At 63.2% G+C, this 24,505-nt stretch carries 23 protein-coding genes; 11 read left to right on the top strand and 12 right to left on the bottom strand.

The genetic code is table 11. The features are described from left to right. Genes X739_RS148630 through X739_RS148640 form a run of 3 tightly spaced genes read right to left on the bottom strand, consistent with a single transcriptional unit; the run spans window position 1 to window position 3,358 of the window. Window positions 1-999, bottom strand: a complete 999-nt coding sequence (locus X739_RS148630; protein WP_023774165.1) for an alpha-ketoacid dehydrogenase subunit beta — start codon at window positions 997-999, stop codon at window positions 1-3. Further along, window positions 999-2,027, bottom strand: coding sequence for a thiamine pyrophosphate-dependent dehydrogenase E1 component subunit alpha (locus X739_RS148635; RefSeq protein WP_023774164.1), 1,029 nt, complete (start codon window positions 2,025-2,027; stop codon window positions 999-1,001). The genes X739_RS148630 and X739_RS148635 overlap by 1 nt, the downstream gene beginning before the upstream one ends. Before the next feature lie 2 nt (window positions 2,028-2,029). Further along, window positions 2,030-3,358, bottom strand: a complete 1,329-nt coding sequence (locus tag X739_RS148640; RefSeq protein ID WP_023774163.1) for an NAD(P)H-dependent oxidoreductase — start codon at window positions 3,356-3,358, stop codon at window positions 2,030-2,032. A 300-nt stretch (window positions 3,359-3,658) separates the two neighbouring features. Between X739_RS148640 and X739_RS148645 the strand changes: the two genes are divergently transcribed. Continuing rightward, on the top strand, window positions 3,659-4,714 hold the full coding sequence (locus tag X739_RS148645; protein ID WP_031248243.1) for an acyl carrier protein: 1,056 nt from the start codon (window positions 3,659-3,661) through the stop codon (window positions 4,712-4,714). Beyond that, window positions 4,711-6,183, top strand: coding sequence for a class I adenylate-forming enzyme family protein (locus X739_RS148650; protein ID WP_023774161.1), 1,473 nt, complete (start codon window positions 4,711-4,713; stop codon window positions 6,181-6,183). Before X739_RS148645 ends, X739_RS148650 begins: the two co-directional genes overlap by 4 nt. Here X739_RS148650 and X739_RS148655 read toward each other — a convergent pair. From X739_RS148655 to X739_RS1000000170590, 3 genes are read right to left on the bottom strand one after another with little or no spacing between them, the layout of a single operon-like run. After that, a complete protein-coding gene (locus tag X739_RS148655; RefSeq protein WP_023794991.1) occupies window positions 6,180-8,153 on the bottom strand; it encodes a tripartite tricarboxylate transporter permease in 1,974 nt (657 codons plus the stop codon). The genes X739_RS148650 and X739_RS148655 overlap by 4 nt on opposite strands. 20 nt (window positions 8,154-8,173) lie before the next feature. Then, the gene (locus tag X739_RS148660; protein WP_031252103.1) at window positions 8,174-9,181 is read right to left on the bottom strand and encodes a hypothetical protein; all 1,008 of its coding nucleotides are present in this window, start codon (window positions 9,179-9,181) and stop codon (window positions 8,174-8,176) included. Between the two features lie 36 nt (window positions 9,182-9,217). Then, window positions 9,218-9,619 (bottom strand): hypothetical protein, encoded by a 402-nt coding sequence (locus tag X739_RS1000000170590; RefSeq protein WP_245273881.1) that lies wholly within the window; start codon window positions 9,617-9,619, stop codon window positions 9,218-9,220. Window positions 9,620-9,679: 60 nt separating this feature from the next. Between X739_RS1000000170590 and X739_RS0134565 the strand changes: the two genes are divergently transcribed. Then, window positions 9,680-10,288, top strand: coding sequence for a hypothetical protein (locus X739_RS0134565; RefSeq protein ID WP_245273880.1), 609 nt, complete (start codon window positions 9,680-9,682; stop codon window positions 10,286-10,288). Here the strand turns inward: X739_RS0134565 and X739_RS01000000166225 are convergent. Both X739_RS01000000166225 and X739_RS148665 read right to left on the bottom strand, forming a co-directional pair. After that, on the bottom strand, window positions 10,275-11,021 hold the full coding sequence (locus X739_RS01000000166225; RefSeq protein WP_245273879.1) for a phosphodiesterase: 747 nt from the start codon (window positions 11,019-11,021) through the stop codon (window positions 10,275-10,277). The two genes, X739_RS0134565 and X739_RS01000000166225, sit on opposite strands and share 14 nt — an antisense overlap. Window positions 11,022-11,131: 110 nt before the next feature. Further along, window positions 11,132-11,920, bottom strand: coding sequence for a 3-hydroxybutyrate dehydrogenase (locus X739_RS148665; RefSeq protein WP_023774157.1), 789 nt, complete (start codon window positions 11,918-11,920; stop codon window positions 11,132-11,134). A gap of 246 nt (window positions 11,921-12,166) precedes the next feature. On the opposite strand from X739_RS148665, the gene X739_RS148670 reads away from it, so the two are divergent. Both X739_RS148670 and X739_RS148675 read left to right on the top strand, forming a co-directional pair. Continuing rightward, window positions 12,167-12,955, top strand: a complete 789-nt coding sequence (locus tag X739_RS148670; protein WP_023774156.1) for an acetoacetate decarboxylase — start codon at window positions 12,167-12,169, stop codon at window positions 12,953-12,955. Continuing rightward, window positions 12,948-14,108, top strand: a complete 1,161-nt coding sequence (locus X739_RS148675) for a patatin-like phospholipase family protein (protein ID WP_023794989.1) — start codon at window positions 12,948-12,950, stop codon at window positions 14,106-14,108. Before X739_RS148670 ends, X739_RS148675 begins: the two co-directional genes overlap by 8 nt. On the opposite strand, the gene X739_RS0134555 is transcribed toward X739_RS148675, so the two are convergent. The 3 genes from X739_RS0134555 to X739_RS148685 all read right to left on the bottom strand — a co-directional run bounded on the left by X739_RS0134555 (window position 14,071) and on the right by X739_RS148685 (window position 17,426). Next, complete coding sequence (locus tag X739_RS0134555) at window positions 14,071-14,394, bottom strand: hypothetical protein (RefSeq protein ID WP_031252102.1); 324 nt, start codon at window positions 14,392-14,394, stop codon at window positions 14,071-14,073. The two genes, X739_RS148675 and X739_RS0134555, sit on opposite strands and share 38 nt — an antisense overlap. A 101-nt stretch (window positions 14,395-14,495) precedes the next feature. Next, a complete protein-coding gene (locus X739_RS148680; RefSeq protein ID WP_023774153.1) occupies window positions 14,496-16,106 on the bottom strand; it encodes an inorganic phosphate transporter in 1,611 nt (536 codons plus the stop codon). 105 nt (window positions 16,107-16,211) lie between these two features. Beyond that, window positions 16,212-17,426 (bottom strand): ROK family transcriptional regulator, encoded by a 1,215-nt coding sequence (locus tag X739_RS148685; protein ID WP_023774152.1) that lies wholly within the window; start codon window positions 17,424-17,426, stop codon window positions 16,212-16,214. Between the two features lie 216 nt (window positions 17,427-17,642). On the opposite strand from X739_RS148685, the gene X739_RS148690 reads away from it, so the two are divergent. From X739_RS148690 to ugpC, 6 genes are all read left to right on the top strand, one after another. Then, window positions 17,643-18,881 (top strand): extracellular solute-binding protein, encoded by a 1,239-nt coding sequence (locus X739_RS148690; RefSeq protein ID WP_023774151.1) that lies wholly within the window; start codon window positions 17,643-17,645, stop codon window positions 18,879-18,881. A gap of 186 nt (window positions 18,882-19,067) precedes the next feature. Beyond that, complete coding sequence (locus X739_RS148695) at window positions 19,068-19,952, top strand: sugar ABC transporter permease (protein ID WP_023774150.1); 885 nt, start codon at window positions 19,068-19,070, stop codon at window positions 19,950-19,952. Beyond that, window positions 19,952-20,797, top strand: a complete 846-nt coding sequence (locus X739_RS148700) for a carbohydrate ABC transporter permease (protein WP_023774149.1) — start codon at window positions 19,952-19,954, stop codon at window positions 20,795-20,797. Before X739_RS148695 ends, X739_RS148700 begins: the two co-directional genes overlap by 1 nt. Then, window positions 20,794-21,816 carry an SIS domain-containing protein gene (locus X739_RS148705; protein ID WP_031248238.1) on the top strand — a complete coding sequence of 341 codons (1,023 nt, stop codon included), beginning with the start codon at window positions 20,794-20,796 and terminating at the stop codon, window positions 21,814-21,816. The genes X739_RS148700 and X739_RS148705 overlap by 4 nt, the downstream gene beginning before the upstream one ends. Beyond that, on the top strand, window positions 21,816-22,754 hold the full coding sequence (locus X739_RS148710; RefSeq protein ID WP_023774147.1) for a PfkB family carbohydrate kinase: 939 nt from the start codon (window positions 21,816-21,818) through the stop codon (window positions 22,752-22,754). The genes X739_RS148705 and X739_RS148710 overlap by 1 nt, the downstream gene beginning before the upstream one ends. Continuing rightward, on the top strand, window positions 22,741-23,817 hold the full coding sequence (ugpC, locus tag X739_RS148715; protein WP_023774146.1) for a sn-glycerol-3-phosphate ABC transporter ATP-binding protein UgpC: 1,077 nt from the start codon (window positions 22,741-22,743) through the stop codon (window positions 23,815-23,817). The genes X739_RS148710 and ugpC overlap by 14 nt, the downstream gene beginning before the upstream one ends. Before the next feature lie 53 nt (window positions 23,818-23,870). On the opposite strand, the gene X739_RS148720 is transcribed toward ugpC, so the two are convergent. Next, on the bottom strand, window positions 23,871-24,404 hold the full coding sequence (locus tag X739_RS148720) for a TetR/AcrR family transcriptional regulator (RefSeq protein WP_015315434.1): 534 nt from the start codon (window positions 24,402-24,404) through the stop codon (window positions 23,871-23,873). Window positions 24,405-24,505 lie beyond the last annotated feature (101 nt).

Below are 24,505 nucleotides of genomic sequence, written 5' to 3'. Positions count from 1 at the left end.
TCAGCGAACCCCTTTGACGAGGTCGCGCGCGGCGGTGACGATGTCCGGAACCTGCGGCACCGTGGCTTTTTCCAGTTCCGGATTGTAGGGGATCGGCGTTTCCGCACCGCCCAGCCGCACGATCGGCGCATCGAGATAATCGAACGCCTCGCTCTCGGCGATCATGGCGCTGACCTCGGCGCCGATGCCCAGCGTCTTGACCGCCTCATAGACGCACATCAGCCGCGACGTCTTCTTGACGCTGTCGATGACCGTCTGCTTGTCCATCGGCCGGATGGTCCGGAGGTCGACGACTTCGACGTCGATGCCCTCGGCTTCCAGCGCGGCAGCGGCGTCGAGCGCCTTCTGTACCATGATCGAGGTGGCGACGATGGTGAGATCGCGGCCCTCGCGGCGGATATCTGCCTTGCCGATCGGAACGGTGTAATAGCCTTCAGGCACCGGGCCCTTCATCTTGTAGAGCAGCTTGTGCTCGAAGATCATCACTGGATCGGGATCGGCGACAGCAGCCAGAAGCATGCCCTTGGCATCATGTGGTGTCGCCGGCTGGATAACCTTGAGACCCGGCACGTGGCCAAGCCAGGCTTCCAGGCTCTGGCTGTGCTGCGCGGCGGCGCCTGTTCCGGAGCCGGCGGGAAAGCGCATCACGACGGGCACCGAAACCTCGCCGCCCAGCATGAACCGCATCTTGGCAGCCTGGTTGACGATCTGCTCCATGGCCAGCGTGGCGAAATCGGAGAACTGGAATTCGAAGATCGGCCGCATGCCGGTCAGCGCGGCGCCGACAGCGACGCCCGCGCCGCCGAGTTCCGAGATCGGCGTGTCCAGCACCCGGTCCGCGCCGTAACGATCGACGAGGTCGCCGGTCACCTGGAAGGCGCCGCCATAGACGCCGATGTCCTCGCCCATCAGGAAGACGCGCTCGTCCATGTCCATGGCGATTGCCATGGCTTCCTGGATCGCCTGGGCGTAGCTCAGTTCACGCACCATCGCGTCCATCACGCCTGCTCCGTATACACGTAATTGCCGGTCTCGCTGACGTCAGGCGACGGGCTCGCCTTGGCGAACTCGATGCCGTCGACGATCTCCCGCGCCACCCCCTCGCGGATGGCTTCGATGCCCTTGTCGTCGATGAATCCGAATTCCCGCAACTCGTTTTCGAACAGCGTGATCGGATCGCGGTTCGACATCCAGTCCTCGATCTCTTCCTTGGTCCGGTAGCGATTGCGGTCGCTCTTGGAATGGCCGCGATGGCGATAGGTCTTGGATTCGATCAGCGTCGGCCCCTCGCCCGCACGTGCCCGCTCGACCGCCTTGTAAGAAGCCTCGGCGACCTCGGAAAAGATGTTGCCGTTGACGATGACGCCCGGCATCGAATAGGCGGCGGCCCGATCAGCGATATTCTTCACCGCGGTGGACCGGGCCGTCGATGTCGACATGCCGTAGCCATTGTTCTCGCAAACGAAAATGACAGGCAGCTTCCAGACCGCGGCCATGTTGAGCGCCTCGTGGAAGGCGCCTTCATTGTTGGCGCCGTCGCCGAAGAAGGAGACCACGACCTTGCCGGTCTTCATCATCTTGGCGGACAGCGCGGCGCCGACGGCAATCGGAATGCCGCCGCCGACAATGCCATTGGCGCCGAGATTGCCCTTGGCGACATCGGCAATGTGCATCGAACCGCCGCGGCCCTTGCAGTAGCCGGTGGTCTTGCCGAAGAATTCCGCGAACATGCGCTTGACCTCGGCGCCCTTGGCGATGCAGTGGCCATGCCCCCGATGGGTCGAGGTGATCTGGTCGTCCTCGCCAAGCGGCATGCATATGCCCATGGCGCTGGCCTCCTGGCCGATCGACAGATGCATGGTGCCGTGGATGAGGCCGCGCGTGTAGCTTTCCTCCGCGCCCTCTTCGAAGCGGCGGATGAGGTACATCTTGTAGAGCACCTGCTTCAGCTGCTCGGCGCTGTACTGGCGATAGACGAAGGGCAGGTTGGCGCGGCTGTCCGCGACGGCTTTGCTGGCTCCGGCCATGATTACGCCTCCACGGTGCCGTAGACGAGCTTGTCCTGGCGCGCGCGCAGTTCGGCGATCTTGGAGCCCGCTGCCGGGGCGGCATTGGCGTAGGTGATAAGCTCACCCTTCTTGATCGGCGCCGTCACCGACCCGCCCTGCAGCAGGCCGCAGGGAATGGCCCTTGCGGCATGCGCTTCCGGTGCAGTCATGATCCAGGCGCGGTAGCAATATTCGCCGATCGCATCGAGCTTCTCGCCGGGCTGCATGTCCTTCTTGGCCACGGCGGCCACTTCGGCTACCGGCTTGGCCAGCGGCACCATGTCGGCCTTGCCGTAGAGCACGACGCGGGCGCAGGTCAGCGGCACTTCAAGCGAGGTCAGGTGATAGGGACGGTGGAAAGTGAAATAAGGGCCCTTGCCCATCTTCAAATCTTCCATGCGCTCCGAGATGCGCGGATGCGACATGTCGGCGACGACGAAGACGCCGGGGGCAACGCCCTTGCCGATCGAATAGTCGACGACGCCGACCCTGGACAGCACACCGCCATCCTTTTGCGGCACCAGGACCTTGGAGAGTTCACCAAGCGTCGCGGCCGGGCCATGCATGCCGGCCTTGTCGGGCACCAGACCTGTGGCGTTGGCGATCGCCGCCATCTCGACCATGGTTTTCGAGCCGTCGACGAACTCGACCAGCATGCGCACATTCATGTGCCGGCGCCTGGCCTCTTCCTCATAGGCGGGCGGCGTGGCGTCGATGTTGAGCGGATTGTTCTTGCCCTTGCCGGCGGCAACGATCGGGTGGCCCATCGCCGAGACGAATTCGATCAGCTCCATGCAGGAGGACGGCTCGTCGCCGGCGCCCAGCGAATAGGTGACGCCGAGCCGGTCGGCTTCGCTCTTGAGATAGGCGCCGATGGTGACGTCGGCCTCGACATTCATCATCACCAGATGCTTGCCATGCTCCATGGCGCGCAAGCCGATTTCGGCGCCGACGGCGGGAACGCCGGTGGCATCGATGACGACGTCTATAAGATCGTTGTTGATGACCAGGCCGGCGTCGTTGGTCACCGCCACCTTGCCGGCCTCCATGGCGGCCGTCATCGCCGAGGCGTTCGACACCTCGCGCGCATGCCCGGTTTCCTGGAAGGCGATGTCCACCGCCTTGCTGGCGGCCGGCAGGTTCAGCTCGGAGATCGCCCCGATCTCTATGCCCGACATATGGGCGACGCGGGTGACGATGTCGGTTCCCATCTCGCCCGAGCCGATCAGCCCGATGCGGATCGGCTTGCCCGATTTGCCGCGTTCCTCGAGATCGCGGGCAAGGCCCGTCAACGAAACATTGGACGCCATACCGCTCATTCCTCCCATAATGCAGGCTCGTTGATTGCCTGACGGGTATTGAACATCTGTATTTCTGTCAAGACTAATGTCCAAATTCGCGTGCTTTTGCAGCACTTTCACAAGGCATTCAGCAGGACGAAAAACCTGTTGAAGAGCCGGCAAATCGCGGGATTCGGCATTGCCGTCACTGGACTGCACGCAACGGCTGTTCGCGAGCGTCTCATCGCGCGGCGCACAGGACACTTGTTAGGAGCTCTCACCCTGCGTAAAAGCATTAGCAGTGAACACCCATCGGTTAGGGGTTTTCCGATGAACGTCCTACAACGGGCAGGACCTATGCCGCCGCCGGGCGATGGACCGGCCCATGCGATTGCCGGCATCTTCGCCGCGGAATTGAAGGTGCCGGCCGTCGGCTTCGACGACAATTTCTTCGATCTCGGCGGCGATTCGCTGATGGCGGAGACTCTGGTGCTCGCCGTGCAGAAGCGGTTCGGCGTGAAATTGCAGACTTCTGTCCTGCTCGAAGCGCAGACACCCCGCGAATTCGGCCGCTTGATCGCATCGCTGGTGCCGGAGCATCCGGCCCGTGAGCTGATAGTGCCCGTGTCCGGCAGCGTCGGCCAGGAGCCGATCGCGATGATCCACGGCATCACCGGCTCGGCCTTGTTCGCCAATCGCTTCAGCAGGCGTCTGAAAGAGAAATACGCGATCATGGCGGTGCGCGGCATGGGCACCGAACCCGGCGAGACGCCCTATTCCACCATGGCCGAAATTGGCACCAACTATTTTGAAGCCTTCATCTCGGTAACAGGCAGGCACCCTGAAGTCATCGGCGGCATATGCGTGGGTGGCCTGCTCGCGATCGAGGTCGGACGGCTGAGCCATGAGGCGACGGGCAAGCGGCCGGCAATCGTGCTCATCGATCCGCCGTCGCCAGGTTCGGCCTGGCTGAAGCCGATGCCCGACGATCGCCTCACCGAGAGGAGGCGGCGCGATATCGTGCGCAAGGTGGTCTACTGGCGCCTGTTGCGAGACACGCTGACGACGGTCGGCTTCGGACAGACCCGCCTGGGCCGCCATCTGCGCAAGAAAGCATACAAGAGCGCGCTGCTGCAGGCCGCGGCCGGTTTCGTGCCCTCGTCCTATCCCTGCGACATCCTCATCCTCGCCAGTTCGGAATGGGGAGCCACTACAGTGAAGGACTACAAGGGCTGGGCGTCTAACAAGGCCAGCGTGAAAACGGTCGTCATGCCGGGTACGCATAACAAATTCCGCAAGGCCAACATGGACGCGATCGACGCGGAGATCTTGACCTTCCTTTCCGCCCGGAGCGAAGCCGCGCGCGAAAACCCGCATCGTCAATGAGTTTTGGTCGGCAGATATTAGAGGCCTTCGCCGCGCATGGCGACAAGGTAGCGATGGTCAGCGGCCGGTCTGATATCACCTATTCCCAGGCCCTGACGCAGAGCGGGCATCTCGCAGCCAATTTCAGCGCATCGGACATCCGGCCGGGCGACCGCGTCGGCCTCGCCATGGTCGACAACATCGACGTGATCCTTTCCATCCTCGCCTGCTGGAAGATCGGCGCGACCCCTGTTGTCGTTGACTTTCGAACTCCCAGGAGTCAGCGAGCCAGGCAGGCCCGCGACTTCGATCTTAGAATGGTTTTCGAAAGCCGCGCCATGCCGGGCGATGAGGTCTATCCGAACGCCCTTTTCGACGCTGGCTGGAAATCGGCCCCGGCGCCGGGATCCGACGTCGGCCCCCCGCCGAACGATGCCGCCCCGGCCTTTTTGATCTTTTCATCCGGCACGACGGGCGATCCAAAGGCCTACACCCAGTCGCATGAGGCGCTCGCCAGGCGCATCGCGGCGCGCCGGAGCGTCGTGGAGGGAACCGCCAAGCGATTCCTGACCCCGATGGCCCTGTCATACTCGGCAATGCGCCACCAGGTTCTTGGCTATCTGCTTTATGGCGGCGTCGTCCGGTTCTTCCCGCCCCTGTTCACTCCCTCGGAACTCATCGAGGCGCTGTTATCGTTCCACGCAAGCGGCACGGCGCTGGCACCATCGGTGATTGCACGGATGGTCAAGGAAGCAGGCGAACGCGCGAGCCACCTCCTTCCCGAGCTTTCTGTTCTTTACAGCATAGGCGGACCGGCCAGAGGCGAAGACAAGATCGCTGCCTACCGTTATCTCTCCTCCGGATACCGGATCAGCTACTCATCGAGCCTTACCGGCATCATATCCTCGCTATGGGGCGGGGATATTCTGGCAAAGCCGGAAAGCGCCGGCCGTCCGGTCGCCGGCGTACAGGTCGAAATCCTCGGCGCCGATGGCCGCGTATTGCCGCAAGGTGAGCGCGGGCTGATCAAGGCGTGGACCCCGACCATGGCATCCGCGGTCCTGATGCCCGGCAACCGCCTGTTCGTCGATCCGCAGATCATGAGCTCCGACTGGGGCATCCCTGGCGATATAGGATTTCTGGACGCCGACGGATTTATCACAATCGTCGATCGGGAGGCCGATATGATTGTTCGCGGCGGTGTCAGCGTGGCGCCGCAGGAGCTTGAAAAGCTGATCCGCACCCATGCCAAGGTGCAGGACGTCGCCGTGGCCGGCTTTCCAGATGAGACCATGGGGCAGGAAATCGCTGCCTTCATCGTCTCCGACCGGGGAACAGTCGAGGAATTCCAGGCTTTCATGCGCGCCAACATCGCGCCCGACCGGCGCCCGCGCGAGATACGGCTCGTTGCAACGCTGCCTTACAGCGGCAACGGCAAGCTGCTGCGCCGCCAGATGGTCGAAGCGCTGCTGCCCCATAAGGGTTCTTAGAAAATCCCACCGATGCCTGCGAGCCACGGCGTCGGCCAGGGCTGGGATGCCAGCATGTCGAAGACCGAATAGACAAAGGCCGTCGCGGCGGCAGCGATCACCAGGGGTGGCCGCCTCGACTTCGTTCCAAGCACCACTATGCTGCAGGCAACGAAAATAAAGGTCGCTGCCAGGTGCCCGACCAACAGGATGAGAAAGGCGAGGGCTAGGCAAAGGCCGATGATCGCGAGATTGCCTTTCATGGTGGGTTCCGAAACCGGAGACCATTCGCCTGGTATCGCGGCAGGCGCGGATAGGACAGGCGTGGCCCGCCTGCGCCATCGCAGCGACGTCTGCACTGTGGTCACCAGCGAAAACGCCATCAGCAATCCGGCCGTGATGATCGGGAAGATGGCGGCCTCGAAGGGAAAGCCGGTCGCGGCCGTCACCAACGCCGCGAACGCAAGCAATGTCATGGTGGCGCCTGCGACAATGTCTGGCAGCGCGGGTGGCAGCGGTCCGCCGGAATTTCTGGCCCTGAACCACGACAGCGTCTGCCTGACGACCCCGAACACGGCCAGTCCAAGCAGGATGAGCACCAGCGGCTGGGCAAGCCACGACCAGCCGGAAATCTGATAGGCGAGAAAGAAATAGTTCTCGAGGCTGGGGCCGAGCACGAAGCCCAGGGAAAAGGCCGAGCGTGGCCAGTTGAGTTCCTTCATCGCCATGCCGACGGCGCCGACGCCGATGACCAGCGCGAAATCGAAGGCGCTCATATTGGTCTGGTATGCGCCAACCACGATGAAAGTGACCACCAGTGGCACCAGTATGGCGGCCGGAACCTGCGCCACGCGCGCCAGCGGCCGGGTCAGCACAAGGCAGGTCACCGCGCCCATGATATTCGCCACGGCGATGCTGAACACCATCGACATGGTGAGCGCGGCATTCTTGCCCAGCATGTCAGGGCCGGGAACGAGCCCATGGACGACAAACGCGCCGAGCAGGATGCTCATCGAGGCTGAACCCGGCACGCCGAAGGCGATGGTCGGGATGAGCGAGCCGCCCTCCTTGGCATTGTTGGCGCTCTCGGGCGCGATGACACCCCTGACATTGCCTTGGCCGAATTTCGGTCCCGAGCCAGGCCGCCGTGACGCATGGCCATAGGCGATCCAGTCCAGCACCGCGATGCCGACACCGGGAACCGCGCCAAGCAGCGAACCGATGCTGCTGCATCGCAGCACCAGCGGCCACTCCCGCAACGTGTCCCTGATGCCTTGCCACATGCCCGCATAGGTCGGTCGCTCCGCATTGCCCTGGATAGAGCCACGCAACAGGAGCGAAGCCAGCTCCGGTAGGCCGAACAGGCCGAGAAACACCAGGGCCACCGGCAGACCGTCCCAAAGATAGATTTCACCGAAGGTCCACCGGTCGATGCCGGCGATCTTATCGATGCCGACAAACGAGGCGAGCATGCCGAACATGGCCGCAGCCAGCCCCTTCAGCGGCTGGCTCCCGGCCAGCATCGCGACGATAGAGAGGCCGAAGGCACAGATGGCGAAGAAGTCCGGCGTCTTTAGATAGAGGACAAGCGGTCGCATGATGGGAATAGCTGCGGCAAGCACCAGAGCGCCGAACACGCCGCCAATCATCGACGCGGAATAGGAGGCGCCGAAGGCGCGCGCGGCTTCGCCCTTTTTGGCCATGGCATGGCCGTCGAGCACCGTCGCCGCCGCGCCGACCGAGCCCGGAACCCCGAACAGGATGGCCGGGATCGTATCGGAGGTCGTATTGACCGATCCCATACCGAGCAGGAGCGCGAAGGCGGCATAGGCGTCCATGTTGTAGGTCATGGGGATGAGCAAGGCCATCGCGAACAGCCCGCCAATGCCCGGGACAACGCCGACGACGAGGCCGACGAAAACGCCGGTCACCAGCATCAGCATGCGAAACGGCTGGGCCATCTCGACGACGGCGGTGAGGATCAGATCCACCGTTGAGCCTCGGCGGGAATCTACTTCACCAGATTTCTGGCGGTCTCGAACACATTCGGATCCACCTTCAACTGCTTCGAGACAAGCCGGCTTATATCTTCGCCGCTGGTGGCGTTGACGGTCATCTCACTGAGCTTGCCGACGTCAGCCAGGAATGCCGGATCCCTGACCATCTCCATATATCCCTTGCGCAGCGCTTCGACCGTCTCCTTGGGCGTGCCCGGTGGGACAACCAACGGGTGATGGAACTGCAAGGTCGTCTCGATGAGCGCGGCCGCCTCCCGGACCTTGGTATCCTCGATCTTGTCACTGAACCGAATAAGCTTCTCCTTGCCTGCGACGGTGCCTGAACCGAACGTCCCGATGAGGTTGAGCGTATCGCGGTTTCCGGAGATGTTGTAACTGGAAACTCCGCACATTCCGGCGATTTCGCCCCGCTGCATCGCCAGTTCGATGTCGGCTGTGCCTTCAAAGCCCGTCACGATCTTGAACTTCGCCTTCAGTCCATTCTTGACCAGCGCCGCGAAAATATAGGTCACACTGCTCTTGCCCGTCGCCCCTATCAGGAAATCAGACCGCAGGAACTTGTCCATCGTGTCGACGCCGGAGCTTTTGGCCGTCAGGCAATAGGCCGGCTCGTTGACGAGCGAGCCGATCCACTGCAGGGCAAGCGGATCGAAATTGGCGTTCTGAGGATCGAGCACTGGCGCATATGACATGGCTTCGCTGACGGAAGCGATGACGCTGCCGTCGGACGGCTCGCTGCCCAGCACCATCTTGGTGAGTTTCAGGCTGCCGCCCCCGGGCACATTTTGGACGACTATATCCGGATTGCCTGGAAGGAACCGGCCGAAGTGGCGGGCGATCAGCCGCGATGTCTGGTCATAGCCCCCGCCGGGGCCATAGCCGACCTTGATCGTGATTGTCCTGAATTCGACCGCTTGCGCCTGGGCGCCCATGGCAAAGACAATACTCGCGGCAAGGAAGGGAACGGCGCGCAATGCGCGCAAGAAGATCACGACTAACATATCAACCCCCGTGCAGAACCCCATGGCATTTTAGCGCTACGATGTCGCGATTGATAGCGCCCGCGGCCAGATCAGGCTGAAATACAGCACGCGTGTACGACAAGCCGGTGGTCGCAAAAATTCTCGCGATTCGAGACCGGGGTTGTGGGAGGATGAGCTTCGTCTTATGGAGCGAGCATCCGATTTGGAGCCGTGGCGAAGTTTGTAATGAGCTGGAAACCGGCCAAGGGCCTTGTTGATCTGCTGAATCACAATTGGCCTGTCAGAAAGGCCAAGGCTTTTCGCAACGCCTTGGTTGAGCGTGATTTTCGCGGGCGCGGCGTTGCCGAAGGCCTGAAATTCGCCGAGGAGCTGCGGCAAACCGGCTCCCGGCGCTTCTGCTTTGTCATTGCCTTCAACACGCCCTGGGTCATCGATGCGCTCACCCGAGCCTGGCAATTATATTCCTCGGGAATGACGCTGGTGGTCATCGACAATTCATCCGATCGAACGGCCAGGGTGCGCATCGCGGACATCTGCCGGGCGCGAAAAATCGCTTATTTCGGTTTGCCTCGGAACCGGGAAAGCCATCCCAACCGGTCGCACGGGATATCCATGAACTGGATCTTCCACAACATCGTTCGGCCATTGCGGCCGGAGCTTTTCGGATTTCTGGATCACGACTGCTTTCCGACCGTCCCGGTGGATATCGCCGCGGCGATGGAGGGTAAAATCGTCCATGGCTCAAAGCGCCCAGCGCAAGCGGACCCCGAAGCCTGGTTCTTGTGGGCTGGGTTCTGCTTCTTCCGCTTCAGCGCCGTGCAAGGACTGGACCTGGACTTCACACCGCGCTTTGCCAGCGGAATGGACACCGGCGGCGGAAACTGGAGCCTGCTGTATCGCGGGCTTGGCGAGAACGATGTTTCCGATGCGCAAAAGACGGCAGCCGATCTCGACTTTGATGGGATGGAAGCGAACCATCGCATGCTGGGCGGCGCCTTTTTCCACGTCGGCGGCGCCTCGCACAGAAAATTGGTCATGACCCCGCGATACCGGCGGCTGATCTCCGATCATGTGTGGGAGACCCATCTTGGCGGCGGCGAAAGCCGCCTCGTCAAGGACCCTTGACCGGCTCGGGCCGGCCCGCCTCAAAATCGTGAAAATGGACGACCACTCCATCCGCATCGATGAAGATGACGGCACAGGCTGGCGGCTCGTGGCCGAGCCGCCAGCTGTCCGAAAAATCGAGGGCGCTCTGATGGTTGGTGCTGCGTAGCGTGCTCACCGGTATGCCGCGCCAGCTGCCGGCGATCAGCCGGTGGACATGGCCGGCAAAGATGTGGCCGACATTGCCATGGCGCCGGAGAATGTCATGGAAGGCATCGGCGTCGGCGAGCCTGACCTTGTCGAGCACAGGCATGTGGATGCGGAACGGCGGGTGGTGCATGAAGAGGAAGACCGGCCTGTCGCGCGCCTCGTGCAGCTTCTCGTCCAGCCAGTCGAGACGGGCAGCGCACAGCCTGCCCTCGACATGTCCGCTGTCCAGCGTATCGAGCAGGATCAGGCGGCCATCGCCGCCATCGAAAACGCTCTGGACGAAGTCGCACTCGGCCGGCATTCCCGGGAACATTTCCAGGAAAAGCGCCCTGTCGTCGTGGTTGCCGAGCATCAGCCGGCAAGGCGGCTCGAACCGCGCCAGCGCCTCTCGCAACGCCGCATAGGCCGCGCGCTCGCCGTCATTGGTCAGGTCGCCTGAGATCACCACCAGGTCGGCATCGGCATGGTTCCTGCCGATATCCGCCAGGCAGGCTTCCAGCCGCGCGAGCGGATCGGAACCGTAGAGAAGGCCACCCGGCGCCATCAGATNGCCATCAGATGCGGATCGGAGAGCTGGATGATTTTCATGGGCCGCGTACTGCCTTCCTGCCGGCGCCCTGGCGTTGGCCTGAAGGCGGCGTGTTTCGACCAATTTTACTGTGCCGTCCAGCCGCCATCCATCGGCAACGTCGTGCCGGTGATCTGCCTGGCCGCATCCGAGCACAGGAACAATGCCAGTCCCGCCAGCTCTTCGACGGTGACGAATTCCTTGGTCGGCTGCGCGGCCAGAAGCACGTCGTGCTTGACCTGTTCCTCGGTCATGCCCCGCGCCTTCATCGTGTCGGGGATCTGCTTTTCGACTAGCGGCGTCCAGACATAGCCAGGCGCGATCGCGTTCACGGTGATGCCGTCCTGCGCGACTTCCAGCGCCACCGTCTTGGTCAGGCCTGATATGCCGTGCTTGGCCGAGACATAGGCCGACTTGAACGGCGAGGCGACCAGCGCGTGCGCGGACGCCGTGTTGATGATGCGGCCCCATTTGCGTGCCTTCATGCCGGGCACCACCGCCTTGATGGCGTAGAAGGCGGCCAAAAGGTTGATGCGGATGATGGCTTCCCATTTGTCGTCGGGAAACTCCTCGATCGGCGCCACATGCTGGATGCCGGCATTGTTGACCAGTATGTCGAGGCTGCCGAGCGCCTCTTCCGCGTCATGGATCATGGCGGTGACCGCGGCGCCATCCATCATGTTGGCATCGGAATAGCGGCACTTGACGCCGAAATCCTTCTCGATGCCGGCGCGCTCCCCCTCGATGACGGCAGCATCCCCAAGACCGTTGATGGTCACGTTGGCGCCCTCGGCGGCAAAGGCGCGGGCGATTGCCAGGCCGATACCGCTGGTCGAGCCGGTGACGAGGGCATTCTTCGAAGACAGGGAAGCCATGGGAGATCTCGCGCGAGGTGGGAGGGAACATGACGATATAATTGTGCGTCGCAGCATGACAATGGCAGAGCCATATGTCGATGCGATTACAAGCCAGGAGACAGCGCCTGCCTGTCCTCGCCGGTTCGGAAACCATGGTCGTTAGGCGCTGACACGGCACTGTCATGGTGCCGTGCAACACAATCGTTGCGCATTCGCGCGGTCCTTCCTGAACGAATTCGTCCGACAGAACCTTGGGGCAACAGCATGGAAATCGCCGATGTCGTTAAGCGCGCCTATGCAATGCCGCTCACCAATCCCTCATTCCCGCCGGGCCCCTATCGCTTTTTCGACCGCGAATACATCATCATCACCTATCGCACGACACGCGAAGCGCTCGAGGCCGTCGTGCCGGCGCCGCTGGAAATCGACGAACCGCTGGTCAAGTACGAATTCATCCGCATGCCGGACTCCACCGGCTTCGGCGACTACACCGAGACCGGCCAGGTGATCCCGGTGCGCTACAAGGGCCAGCATGGCGGCTACGTTCATTCGATGTATCTCGACGATGACGCGCCGATTGCCGGCGGTCGCGAGCTGTGGGGGTTTCCAAAGAAGCTCGCCAATCCCAAGATCGTCCATGAAGGCGAGGTGATCGTCGGCACGCTGCACTATGGCAGCGTTCTGTGCGCCACCGGCACGATGGGCTACAAGCATCGGGAAGCCGACCACGATTCCGTGCTCGCCTCGCTCGCCTCCCCCAATTTCCTTATCAAGATCATCCCCCATGTCGACGGCACGCCGCGCATCTGCGAGCTGGTCCGCTACTACCTCACCGATATCACGCTGAAGGAAGCTTGGACGGCGCCCGCCGCGCTCGATCTGCGGCCACATGTCATGGCCGACGTGGCGAAGCTGCCCGTGCTCGACATCGTGTCGGCGGTTCACTTCAAGGCCGATCTGACGCTCGGCCTGGGCGAAGTCGTGCATGATTACCTCGCTGACCACAGCCGATCCGCTGCCAGCGCAACCCAGCTGGAGAAAGTCAGTGCTTGATCGTAACCGCAACAAGGCAGCCGCCGCCACCATTGAGGAAATCACGGCGCAGTATGACCGTATCGCGCTGGTCTTTCAGGGCGGCGGCGCGCTCGGCGCCTATCAGGCCGGGGTCTATCAGGCGCTTGCCGATGCCGGCTGCGAGCCGACCTGGCTATCCGGAGTCTCCATCGGCGCCATCAATGCCGCCATCGTCGCAGGCAACGAGCCGAGCCGCCGGCTGCAGCGGCTGGAACAGTTCTGGCAGACGATTTCCGGCCGCAAGATCTGGTCCTACACGCCCGAAGGCGACATCTACCGCGACATCCGCAACCAGACCTCATCGTTGATGACGATGACGATGGGCCAGCCCGGTTTCTTCAAGCCGCGCAATCCCAATCCTTGGTTCCAGCTGTCGGGCGCCGAAGGCGCCACCAGCTTCTACGACACCGCCGAACTGAAGGGCACGCTGGCGAGCCTGATCGACTTCGACGTGCTCAACGACGGCAAGAAGCGGCTGAGCGTCGGCGCGGTCAATGTCAGGACCGGTAACTTCGTCTATTTCGACACCGAGAAGGTGCGTATCGAGCCGGAGCACATCATGGCCAGCGGCGCGCTGCCGCCGGCCTTTCCTTCGATCCGTATCGAGGGCGAGTACTATTGGGATGGTGGCATCGTCTCCAACACGCCGCTGCAATACCTGCTCGACCAGGAAGAGGACCGTTCCTCGCTGGTCTTCCAGGTCGATCTGTTCAGCGCCCGCGGCGTGCTGCCGCGCGGCATGGCCGACGTGCTGTCGCGCCACAAGAACATCATGTATTCGAGCCGCACGCGGCAGAACACCGATAACTTCGAGCGCATCCATACGCTGAAGATGAAGCTGCTCGATGCGCTGAAGCGCGTGCCGTCGGAGCAGCTTAGGGAAGGCGAGCAGGAGTTGATCGTCGACTATTCCAACGCCGGCGTCGTCAACATCGTCCACCTGATCTATCAGCACAAGGGCTATGAGGGCCACGCCAAGGACTATGAGTTTTCGGGCACCTCGATGCGCGAGCATTGGGAGATGGGCCTCGAGGACACCGAGCGCACGCTGCGTCACAAGAAGTGGCTGATGCTGCCGACCAATGCCGACGGCGTCACCATCCACGACCTGCATCGTGAAGATCCGACCTGAAGGTCAGGCCTGAAACGCCTTGGCCCGGAATGCCGGGGCCGGGCTCGGAACCTAAGATTGGCGCAAGATCTCGTGCGCCCTTGCCGACAGCTTCCAGTCCGAGCGGTCCTCGTCCTGGAAAAGTGCCGCTAGCGCCGAGATCGGGCGGTGCAGGGAGACCGCCAGACGGCGAACATCTTTCAGCCGCCTTTTCGTCGGCAAGCCGTTCGGTCACCAGATGATCTTCCACCTCGTCGAGCCTCTTGGTCGTCACGGCAAGCAGGGCCGGATGCGATGCGTCGTTCATGACTGACGCCCGAAATCGTCGCGAACCTGTCGCTGGAAAACGAGACGGCGCCAATGTGGCGCCGTCGGTAGTGTTGTTGTCAGTGTTGCCGCTTCGCCCACTCAGAACACCTGGCGGAAGATGATGAACAGCACGAAGGCCAGTGTGATCGAGCAGGGCAGGGTCAGCACCCAGGCGAGCAGCAGATTGCGCACCGTCGACCATTGCAGGCCCGAGCCGTTGGCAGCCATGGTTCCGGCAACGCCGGACGACAGCACATGGGTCGTCGACACCGGCAGACCCAGGCGGTCGGCCATGCCGATGGTGACCATCGCCACGAGTTCGGCGGCCGCGCCCTGGCCATAGGTCAGGTGGCTCTTGCCGATCTTCTCGCCGACCGTGACGACGATGCGTTTCCAGCCGACCATGGTGCCCAGGCCAAGCGCCAGGGCCACCGCGACCTTCACCCAGATCGGGATGAACTTCGTCGCGTTGTCGACGGCCTTGTGATAGTCGGTCACCGCCTTGAGATCGGCGGCCTCCATCGGCAGCAACTGTTTCTTGTCGATCAGTTTCAGCGCCTCGCCGATCAGGTAGATGTCGTTGCGGGCGTTGCTGACCAGATCGGTCGGCACGGTGTCGACGGAAGCGTAAGGCTGCAGCTCGGCCGTCGTGTCGTGGATGTAGCTCTGCAGAGCGACGGTCGTCTTGTCGGTCCAGCTCCGGGTGCGCACGGCATCCTGCACGGCTGCCTTGGCATCCTTCGCATCGGCGATGGTGACACCGGGCTTCACATATTTGCCCAGCGCGGTCTCCACGCTGACCGAAGCGGACTTGTAGGCTTCGAGATAGTTGATGTCGGGCGTGCGGTTGAGCGCATAGGCCGTCGGCACCACGCCGATCAGGATCAGCATGATCAGGCCCATGCCCTTCTGGCCGTCATTGGAGCCATGCGCGAAGCTGACGCCGGTGCAGGTGAAGATCAGCAGCGCGCGGATCCACCAGGGCGGCGGGGCATTGCCTTTCGGCGCCTCGTAGAGCGCCGGATTGCGGACGAGAAGCTTCATCGCATAGAGCAGGATCGCCGCGGCAAAGAAGCCGATGATCGGCGACACCAGCAGGGTTATGCCGACGTTGGTCGCCTGCGACCAGTCGACACCGCTGGTGGCGCTGCCGGCAGGCGCCATGAACTGGTTGGCGAGGCCGACGCCGATGATCGAACCGACCATCGTGTGTGAGCTCGACGCCGGCAGGCCGAGAAACCAGGTGCCGAGGTTCCACAGGATGGCGGCCACCAGCAGTGCGAACACCATGGCAAAGCCGGAGGAAGAACCCACCTGCAGGATCAGCTCGACCGGCAGTAGCGACAGGATGCCGAAGGCGACCGCGCCGCTGGAAGTGAGAACCCCGAGGAAATTGAAGGCGCCCGACCACATGACGGCGAATTCCGCCGGCAGCGAGCGTGTGTAGATGACGGTCGCCACCGCATTGGCGGTGTCATGGAAACCGTTGACGAATTCGAAGCCGAGCGCGATCAGCAAGGCGATGCCGAGCAGGATCCACGGCACCGTCTTGGCGACCGCCAGATCCTGGCTCAGTGCGTAGCCGACATACACCACCCCGACCAGCACCAGCACACCGAAGACCGGCAGGAACCACTTCGCGCCACCCGAAGTATCCAGCGGATGATCCGGCCTTGGAATGCCCGCCTCGCTAGAAACTATGTCCACCATGTCCCACTCCTATTGCATTGCAGCAAAGAACTGGAAAAGACGCTATGTCCGGACAATGAACCCTGTGTGACGCCGGGAGAGGCTTGGCCTTGCGCGTGGTCTCCTTCAGGCGGGACCGGAACGTGTCTTCAGGATCGCCGAGAACAGCGGATCGAAGGCGCGGCTGATCGGCGCCGCCGCGGCTCCCAACGCGATCGACCAGGGATCGGTGGTGCCGAGCTGCAGGCGCGGCAAGGTCCGGCCTGGCCGGTCGGCGATCGACGAATGCAGCGGATGCATGGCCTCGACGAGCCGGCGCGCCAGCGCTTCCGGCGCGCCGCTGGTCAGGATGACTGTCTGCGGATCGAAGATGGTTTCGATGAGATGCACGCTCCAGCGCAGATCATGGGCCGCGCCCTCGATCCAGCGCATGATCTTCACATCACCCGCCGCGGCCAGCGCGCCGATCTTTTCGTAGAGGTCCTCGTCGGTGGGATCGAGGCCAAGATGCTGATAGAGCGAGGCGAGCGAGGCGCGATGTTCCAGCGGTGTCGAGCCCGGACCGGCCGGCGACAGCAAGGCCATGCCGATTTCTCCGGCATTGCCATGGCCGCCGCTGTACAGTTCGCCGTTGAGGATCAGCCCGGCGCCAATGCCATAGCCGACATAAAGACACACTGCGTGGTCGACGCCGTGCGCGGCGCCGACGATTCGCTCGGCGGTCGCGCAGGCGGCGGCATCGTTCTGCAGGCCGACATTCAGTCCCGTGCCCTTGGCCAGCATGTCCAGCAGCGGAAACTTCTGCCAGGCCGGCATCATCCATTTGTCATCCGAGTTCTTCAGGCCGAACGGGCCGGGCATGGCGACGCCCAGGCCGACGAGGCGTTTTTCCGACTGTGAGGAGATACCGGCCAGTTCGCGCCGAACGTCATCGATCAGGCCGAGGATCACCTCGACCCCCCTGGACGGCTCATCGAAAGGCAGGTTCGCCTCGTCCCGCGCCAGCACGCTGCCCATCAGATCGACCGCGACCGCCCGCGTCAGGTGACGGTCGATCTGAAGGCCGATGGCGAAAGCGCCTTCAGGCACCAGCCTGTAGGGGGTCGACGGTTGGCCCCTGCCCTTGCGCACCGCATCGAGCGCAACGACCAGGCCGTCGCGTTCCAGGTCCTCGATGATGTTGGAAACCCCCTGCTTGGTGAGCTGCGTCGCCCGCGCCAGATCGGCCCGCGACAGCGCGCCATTGAGACGCAGCGCCTCGACCATGACACGGCGGTTATGCGCGCTCGTGCCTTCCTGGTTGGTGCCGCTCTTGGCACGAATCGGACTGATGTCGTCCACCGGCGTTTCCCCTCTTGACACCATTAGAATATTGATCGACTAATTAAGTCAAGCGAGTTGACTTAATGTGAGCCGAACACCGCAAAACAAGATGGCCAAGGCTTCTGCCTGCCGCCACTGGTCCGCCGGCACCTCAGGTCACGCGACATGGATCCGGGAAGACGATGCCGAACGTCTGGCACCGCCGGCCCGTCAACGCTGCAATGGGAGAAGAAAATGCTTAGGACGATCACCAAGACACTGGTCGGCGCGGTTTTTGCCGGAGGACTGTTCGTCCCCCACGCTTTCGCCGAGACGACGCTCAACGCGCTTTTCATGGCGCAGGCCGCCTACAGCGAGGCCGACGTGCGTGCCATGACGGATGCCTTCACCAAGGCCAATCCCGAGGTCAAGGTCAATCTCGAATTCGTCCCCTATGAGGGCCTGCACGACAAGACCGTGCTCGCCCAAGGCTCGGGCGGAGGCTATGACGTCGTCCTGTTCGACGTCATCTGGCCGGCCGAATACGCTACCAACAAGGTGCTGGTCGATGTGTCTTCCAAGATCACCGACGACATGAAGAAGGGCGTGTTGCCCGGCGCCTGGACCACGGTGCAGTATGACGGCAAGTCTTATGGCATGCCGTGGATCCTCGACACCAAATATCTGTTTTACAACAAGGATATCCTGGAAAAGGCCGGCATCAAGACCCCGCCGAAAACGTGGGAAGAACTCGGCGCACAGGCCAAGATCATCCAGGACAAAGGCCTGCTGAAGACGCCGATCGCGTGGAGCTGGTCGCAGGCGGAAGCGGCCATCTGCGACTACACCACGCTGGTCAGCGCCTATGGCGGCGAATTCCTCAAGGACGGCAAGCCGGACTTCCAGAATGGCGGCGGCCTGCTGGCTCTGAAATACATGGTCGACAGCTACAAGTCGGGTCTCACCAATCCCAATTCCAAGGAATTCCTCGAAGAGGACGTGCGCAAGGTTTTCGAAAACGGCGATGCCGCCTTCACGCTGAACTGGACCTACATGTACAACATGGCCAACGACCCGAAGGACTCGAAGGTGGCCGGCAAGGTCGGCGTCGTGCCGGCGCCGGGCGTTGCCGGCACCAGCGAGGTGTCGGCCGTCAACGGCTCGATGGGTCTCGGCGTCACCTCGATCTCAAAGCATCCGGACGAAGCCTGGAAGTACATCACCTTCATGACCTCGCAGGCGACGCAGAACCAGTACGCCAAGCTCTCTTTGCCGATCTGGGCCTCCTCCTATGACGACCCCGCCGTCACCAAGGGCCAGGAAGAACTGATCGCCGCCGCCAAGCTCGGTCTGGCCGCCATGTATCCGCGCCCGACCACGCCGAAATACCAGGAGTTGTCGACCGCGCTGCAGCAGGCAATCCAGGAATCGCTGCTCGGGACATCTTCGCCGGAAGACGCCCTGAAGACCGCCGCGCAGAACAGCGGCCTCTGAGACAAGCCAGTCGTTCGATACGGGCGGCACTACAGCGTTGCGTCCCTTATGACGCGCAAAAGACGCTGTAGCACTTTCTATCTTGCGCGTGATCCTTCCGGAAATCGGCCTCCGATTTCCGGGGTCATGCGCGAGTGCCGCCCGTGCTATGTCCAGATCACAGATGAGAGAAGAGAGGCTGCTCTGATGTCGAGCACCTGGATGACGACCCGCGCATGGCTTTTGATGCTGCCTTTGCTGGTGGTCATGGTCGCCGTCATCGGCTGGCCGCTGGCCGATACGGTCGGGCTCTCCTTCACCGATGCCAAGCTGGTCGGCACGGCTGGCAATTTTGTCGGCTTCGACAATTACTCCAACATGCTGTCGAGCACCAACTTCTCGCGCACGCTGATCACCACGACCGTGTTCGCGATTGTTTCGGTTGCCGCCGAAATGGTGATCGGCGTCCTCGCCGCCCTGCTGCTCAACCAGGAGTTTCGCGGCCGCGCAATCTTGCGCGCCCTGATGATCCTGCCCTGGGCATTGCCGACGGTGGTCAACGCCACGCTGTGGCGGCTGATCTACAATCCCGAATATGGCGCGCTGAATGCCGCCTTGACGCAGTTGCATCTCATCGACGCCTATCGGTCCTGGCTCGGCGAGCCAGGAACGGCGCTGGCTGCCCTCATCGTTGCGGACTGCTGGAAGAACTTTCCGCTGGTGGCGCTGATCGCGCTCGCCGCCCTCCAGGCGGTACCGCGTGACATCACCGCCGCCTCCCTGGTCGACGGCGCGGGACCGTTCAACCGTTTCCGCTTCGTCATCCTGCCCTATCTCGCCGGCCCGCTGATGGTGGCGCTGGTGCTGCGCACCATCGAGGCCTTCAAGGTCTTCGACATCATCTGGGTCATGACACGCGGCGGTCCGGCAAACACCACGCGAACACTCTCGATCCTCGTCTACCAGGAAGCGTTCTCCTTCCAGCGCGCCGGCTCGGGCGCGTCGCTGGCGCTGATCGTCACCTTGCTCGTCACGCTGCTCGCCGTCGCCTATGCCGCCCTGGTGCGAAAGACCGCCGGGAGCGCCGCCTGATGGAACGCAAGAGCCCCGCGTTCACCGTCTTCATTTATGCCTGCGCGCTGCTGCTTGCCGCGATCATCCTGGCGCCTATCGCCTGGCTGTTCATCATGAGCATTTCGCCGGCCGCCGATCTTGCAGCCAAGCCGCTGCGCTGGTGGCCGCAGGCTGCCGACTTCTCCCGCTACCAGCAATTGCTGTCGACAGCCGAAAACAGCGCCGGCGCCGCCTTCACCTCGTCGCTGCGCAACAGTCTTGAGATCGCCGGCATGGCGACGCTGGCCGCACTCGCCTTGGCAATCCCCGCCGGCTGGGCGGTTTCGCGCACACCCGCGATCGGCTGGTCGCTGTCGATGGTCATCGCCACATACATGCTGCCGCCGGTGGCGCTCGCCGTGCCGCTCTATATGGGCCTGTCGCATCTTGGCCTGCTCAACAATGTCTTCGGCCTGGCGCTGGTGTATCTCACCATACTGGCGCCCTTCACCACATGGCTGATGAAATCCGGCTTCGATTCCATCCCGCGCGAGATCGAGGCAGCGGCGATGATCGACGGCGCCGGCCTGTTCCAGACATTGCGCATCATCACATTGCCGCTGGCCGCGCCCGTGATGGCGACATCGGCGTTATTCGCCGTGCTACTGGCCTGGGACGAATTCTTCTACGCGCTGCTGTTTACCTCCGACCAGCGCGCCAAGACGCTTACCGTCGCCATCGCCGATTTGGCCGGCGGCCGTGTTTCCGACTACGGATTGATCGCCACGGCCGGCGTGCTGGCCGCCTTGCCGCCGGTGCTGATCGGCCTCGTCATGCAGCGGGCGCTGATCTCGGGCCTGACCAGCGGCGGTGTGAAAGGATGAACATGATTGCAGATAAAGAACGGCCGGCCGGATTGACCGCCATCGACCGCGAAATGGCGCGCCAGCACGCCGATGCGCGTGCTTCGTTCGAGAACAACGCTGCCATGGCGGCAGACGTCGCCGCTTCGATTGGGAAGACCGGCCGCCTGCTTCTGCTTGGCATGGGCGGCTCGCATGCGGTCGGCCGTGCCGTCGAGCCGCTCTATCGCGCACTCGGCATCGATGCGCTGGCGCTGCCGCTGTCCGAGCAGCTCGGCCAGCCATTGCCGCTGGCCGACCGGACGGTGCTTGTGACTTCGCAATCCGGCGAGAGCGCCGAAGTCGTCAGATGGTTTGCGCAGGCCGGCGGTAGCTCGGACGTTTTCGGCCTGACGCTCGAAGGCGGTTCTTTTCTTGCCCGCAACGCGCCTTGCCTGGTCGGCGCCGGCGGCACCGAACTGGCTTTCGCCGCGACCCGCAGCCTGACCGTGACCCTGGCCTTGCACCTGGCCATCCTCGCTGCTCTGGGCGAGGATCCGGCTCCTGCCCTTACCATGCTCGAGGCTCCCCAGGATTGCGATATCGCCCAAGCACTCGCCGCGCTTGGCAAGGTGGCTACGATCGTCACCTCCGGCCGCCGCCTGCAGGGCGTGGCCGAAGCCCTGGCGCTTGGCCTGACCGAACTGTCGCGGCTGCCCTGCTTTTCGCTCGAGGGCGGCCAGTTGCGGCACGGGCCGATGGAGATGCTCGGCCCTCAGATCGGTGTTGTCTTGTTTCGCGGCGCCGACCCGACCTCGGAGCTGGTGACCGCGATGGCACTTTCGGTGGTCGAAACCGGCGCGCCGCTGGTCATCTTCGACGCGTCCGGACAAGCGCCGGTCGCCGGGGCCGTCACGCTCACGTTCAAACCAGCCGCGGGGATGGCCGCTATCCTCGCAATGCTGCCGGTGGCACAGCGCCTGATGATCGCCTTCGCGGACGGTCGCGTCGACAATGCAGGCACGCCGGTGCGCACCACCAAGATCACAAGGAGCGAGTGATGCGCCCGCTGGCGGTGATCGGCAACGTCAATGTCGACCTGATCGTCGGCCCGGTCGCGCCATGGCCGAAGGCGGGCACCGAGACCGTTGTCGACCATGACGAATCGCGCGTCGGCGGCCAGGCCGGCAACACCGGGCTCGCCTGGCAAGCGCTGGGCGTTGACTTTGCGATTGCCGCCAATGTCGGTGACGACCAGTTCGGCCGCTGGCTTGGTGAGGCTTTTGGCGTCCGCGCCGAGAAATGGGCTATCCGTCCCGAAGGCACGACATTGTCGGTCGGGATGACCCATCCCGATGGGGAACGGACCTTCTTCACCACTCGCGGGCACTTGCCGCGCTTCGGCCTCGCCGATGTCTTGTCGGTTCTCGACGGCCCCGCGCTCTCCGGTGGCTACGCCCTGCTCTGCGGCTCGTTCCTGACCGAAGACCTCACGCGCGACTACAATGCTTTTTTCGACTGGGCCGACAGCCACGGCATTGCCGTGGCACTCGATACAGGCTGGCCGATCGATGGCTGGACCAACGCCAATTGCGCCGCGACAAGGACATGGCTGTCGCGGTGCGCGCTGGCGCTGTTCAACGAGGTTGAGACGGTGACCCTGGCGGGGTTGCCAAGTCCGGAGGAAGCGGCGCGTGAAATCCGATCCAGGATGAGGCAAGGCGCGACCTTCGTCGTCAAGCGCGGGCCACGTGGCGCCATCGCCATCGGCCCGGACAGCGCTCTCGTCGAAGCCGCCGCGCCCGAGGTCAGGGTGGTCGACACGATCGGTGCCGGCGACGTCTTCAATGCCGCCTTCCTGGCCGCATTGGCACAGGAACGGCCGCTGTCCGCCTGCCTCCGCGCCGCTACGCACGTCGCCTCGCGCGCCATTTCCACCTTGCCCCGCGACTATGGCGGGCCAATGCAGTTCGAGGGCCCCATGCATGAGCACGCTTGAAATTCGCGGCATCCGCAAGAGCTACGGCAGCGTCGAGACGCTGAAAGGCATCGACATCGCGCTGCAGAGCGGTGAATTCCTTGTGCTGCTCGGCTCGTCGGGATGCGGAAAATCGACGCTTCTCAACATCATCGCCGGTCTTGCCGAGGCGACCAGCGGCGACGTCCTGATCGGTGGCCGCTCGATCCTCGGCGTCCACCCCAAGAACCGCGATATCGCCATGGTCTTCCAGTCCTACGCGCTCTATCCCAACCTGACCGTGCGCCGCAACATCGGCTTCGGACTGGAGATGCGCGGCGTCGCGGCCGACGAGCGCGACGGTACGGTGAACGAAGCGGCAAGACTGCTGCAGATCGAGGCTCTGCTCGACCGCAAGCCGAGTCAGCTTTCCGGCGGCCAGCGCCAGCGCGTCGCCATCGGCAGGGCCCTGGTGCGCAAGCCGCGGGTCTTCCTGTTCGACGAGCCGCTGTCCAACCTCGACGCCAAACTGCGCCTGGAAATGCGCACCGAATTGAAGCGCCTGCACCAGATGCTGCGGACGACCGTCGTCTACGTCACCCATGACCAGATCGAGGCGATGACGCTGGCCAGCCGCATCGCCGTCATGCGCGACGGCAGGATCGAGCAGCTCGGCACCCCCGAGGAGATCTACAACGATCCGGCGACACTGTACGTCGCCGGCTTTGTCGGCGCGCCATCGATGAACATGCTGCAGGCCACCGTCACCGACGGCAAGCTGGCCATCGCCGGATCCGATGTACGGATCCCCATGCCGGCACGCTATGCTAATGCGGCGCCTGAGGGCGCACAAATGGTCGTCGGCATCAGGCCGGAAGCGCTGCGTGCGGCGACCGGAGCCGCCGCGGAGCCGTCACTGCCCGTGGAGATCGAGGTCGTCGAACTGACCGGCCCGGAGCTGGTCACCACGGCGCGGATCGGCACGCAACGGCTGACGGCGAGCCTGCCGCCGCGGGCCCAGTTCGCCAAGGGCGAACAGCGCAGCCTCGCCTTCGACGAAGCCGCGCTTCGCTTGTTCGATCCATCGACGGGCAAGGCCCTGTGAGCGCCGTCGATTGAACCATCGTGGCAGCGTCGCCCTGCTCCCGCGCGGACAAGCTATTTGGCAATATCGAGAAGTGACGACACCAGCAGGTCCCGTTCGTCCTTTGACAGCACGTCGGAATCGAACAGGTTCATGCTGCGCAGCCCTTCGATGGCGAGATAGCAGACCAGCAGCGATTTGAGATCCGGCGCCTCGCCCTTCAGGCGCTCGAAAAGCTGCCGCTTGAATGTCTTGATCGGCATCATGAAATCGGGATCCTCGGCGATCGCCGAGAATATCCAGGATGCGGATGGCTGCTTTTCCTCGCAATCCTCGGCTGACAGCCTGATATAGACGGCGAGGGGATTTTTGCCCTTGTCGTTGCTGTTCGCGGATTCCAGCGCTTGCTCGAAATCGCGCAAATAGCCTTCGACCAGGCCTTGCATCAATTTCGCCTTGGTGGGGAAATTGTAGAGCAGCCCGCCCTTCGACACGCCGGCGCGGTTGGCAACGGCATCGAGCGACAGGCTGCCGGGCCCGGATTCCCGGGCAACATCAGCCGCCGCGGCGAGAATCTTCTCGCGCGAGTTCGGTCGTTGGGCTCTCATGGCGCCTCCCATCGCAAGCTTAGGCCCAATTGACAAGACCGTCCAGACGGTACAGTAAGACCGCCACTATTTGAAATCGGGACCCGCAGTCGATATGTGTC

It is taken from the genome of Mesorhizobium sp. LNHC209A00, from assembly GCF_000502915.1.
Classification (GTDB): Bacteria; Pseudomonadota; Alphaproteobacteria; order Rhizobiales; family Rhizobiaceae; genus Mesorhizobium.
Note: the sequence above shows the minus strand (reverse complement) of the source record. Positions and strands in the feature narration are given on the sequence as shown.

Coding starts and splice junctions, on each gene's coding strand:
- X739_RS148630 (WP_023774165.1), bottom strand. CDS start 999: ATGGACGCGATGGTGCGTGAACTGAGCTACGCCCAGGCGATCCAGGAA.
- X739_RS148635 (WP_023774164.1), bottom strand. CDS start 2,027: ATGGCCGGAGCCAGCAAAGCCGTCGCGGACAGCCGCGCCAACCTGCCC.
- X739_RS148640 (WP_023774163.1), bottom strand. CDS start 3,358: ATGGCGTCCAATGTTTCGTTGACGGGCCTTGCCCGCGATCTCGAGGAA.
- X739_RS148645 (WP_031248243.1), top strand. CDS start 3,659: ATGAACGTCCTACAACGGGCAGGACCTATGCCGCCGCCGGGCGATGGA.
- X739_RS148650 (WP_023774161.1), top strand. CDS start 4,711: ATGAGTTTTGGTCGGCAGATATTAGAGGCCTTCGCCGCGCATGGCGAC.
- X739_RS148660 (WP_031252103.1), bottom strand. CDS start 9,181: ATGTTAGTCGTGATCTTCTTGCGCGCATTGCGCGCCGTTCCCTTCCTT.
- X739_RS01000000166225 (WP_245273879.1), bottom strand. CDS start 11,021: ATGGCGCCGGGTGGCCTTCTCTACGGTTCCGATCCGCTCGCGCGGCTG.
- X739_RS148665 (WP_023774157.1), bottom strand. CDS start 11,920: ATGGCTTCCCTGTCTTCGAAGAATGCCCTCGTCACCGGCTCGACCAGC.
- X739_RS148670 (WP_023774156.1), top strand. CDS start 12,167: ATGGAAATCGCCGATGTCGTTAAGCGCGCCTATGCAATGCCGCTCACC.
- X739_RS0134555 (WP_031252102.1), bottom strand. CDS start 14,394: ATGAACGACGCATCGCATCCGGCCCTGCTTGCCGTGACGACCAAGAGG.
- X739_RS148680 (WP_023774153.1), bottom strand. CDS start 16,106: ATGGTGGACATAGTTTCTAGCGAGGCGGGCATTCCAAGGCCGGATCAT.
- X739_RS148690 (WP_023774151.1), top strand. CDS start 17,643: ATGCTTAGGACGATCACCAAGACACTGGTCGGCGCGGTTTTTGCCGGA.
- X739_RS148695 (WP_023774150.1), top strand. CDS start 19,068: ATGTCGAGCACCTGGATGACGACCCGCGCATGGCTTTTGATGCTGCCT.
- X739_RS148700 (WP_023774149.1), top strand. CDS start 19,952: ATGGAACGCAAGAGCCCCGCGTTCACCGTCTTCATTTATGCCTGCGCG.
- X739_RS148705 (WP_031248238.1), top strand. CDS start 20,794: ATGAACATGATTGCAGATAAAGAACGGCCGGCCGGATTGACCGCCATC.
- X739_RS148710 (WP_023774147.1), top strand. CDS start 21,816: ATGCGCCCGCTGGCGGTGATCGGCAACGTCAATGTCGACCTGATCGTC.
- ugpC (WP_023774146.1), top strand. CDS start 22,741: ATGAGCACGCTTGAAATTCGCGGCATCCGCAAGAGCTACGGCAGCGTC.
- X739_RS148720 (WP_015315434.1), bottom strand. CDS start 24,404: ATGAGAGCCCAACGACCGAACTCGCGCGAGAAGATTCTCGCCGCGGCG.